Source organism: Xenorhabdus budapestensis, from assembly GCF_002632465.1.
GTDB classification, from domain to species: domain Bacteria; phylum Pseudomonadota; class Gammaproteobacteria; order Enterobacterales; family Enterobacteriaceae; genus Xenorhabdus; species Xenorhabdus budapestensis.
The window spans coordinates 1-757 of the sequence record NZ_NIBS01000124.1 but is presented as its reverse complement, the minus strand read 5'-3'; the positions used below and the strand labels follow the sequence as shown (position 1 = coordinate 757).

The window sequence follows — 757 nt, the reverse complement described above, 5'->3', positions numbered from 1 at the left end:
CCTACGCGCGTTGTTCCCATTATCAGCGTATGCCCGACCCGCTCACGCAAATCCATAAACACCTCCGCTTCCTGTGGCTCAATACCGTGGATCATGGGATTGCCGCCAACCGGTGGCAGTGGTCGCACAGGATTGAACGGGGAATCTTTGCGTAACAAGGCCGACAATTCCGGCCAACGGTATTCCATTCGGTGCTCCAGTAAACGGGCAAGCTGATAGAACCGGGACGGTTGCACAAAGTGTTCGACCTCCGGTCGCCGCGTATCCTGCAAACGCTGGGTATGCTTCTGCTGCCAGCGAAAACCCCGGCCCAGAAACAGACGCTGATGGCTGACGGGGATCTGCTTTGTACTCATCTGATAACGCGGCAAGCGACGCAGGTTTCGGCGATAGCGGAGGACCTGAATACCCTGCCATGTGCGTATTATCGCTAATACCGCAAAACCGCTGGCCATCACATAACTGACTGAGGGTGCCAGTGCAATTGTCCAGGGTGCCCTGATGCAGACAAACGCGGCAACGGCTGAGACCACCGCAGTATTCAGCTCGACGGCAGGACGTAACAGGGCTTCAACAACATAACGGCGGCTCATGGTGATAACTACTGAGAGAGCGCAGTTTCGGTGATTAACACCGGATAATGTCGCAGTTGCAAACGGCGAGCCAATTCCGAACCGGAAGCAGGCGATAACAAGACATCCGGCGCTAATGCCCGCAGTGACTGTAAGCCTGCCATTTCACTGACATTGACGACCAG

At 55.6% G+C, this 757-nt stretch carries 1 protein-coding gene and 1 pseudogene; both read right to left on the bottom strand.

Features of this window, described 5'->3' with window-relative positions; genetic code table 11:
- Positions 1-593 (bottom strand): annotated as a pseudogene (locus tag Xbud_RS19210) (type IV conjugative transfer system coupling protein TraD); the annotation flags it as partial.
- Between the two features lie 8 nt (positions 594-601).
- Positions 602-757: PFL_4695 family integrating conjugative element protein (locus Xbud_RS19205; protein WP_145956692.1), on the bottom strand; the 156-nt coding region annotated here is incomplete at its 5' end.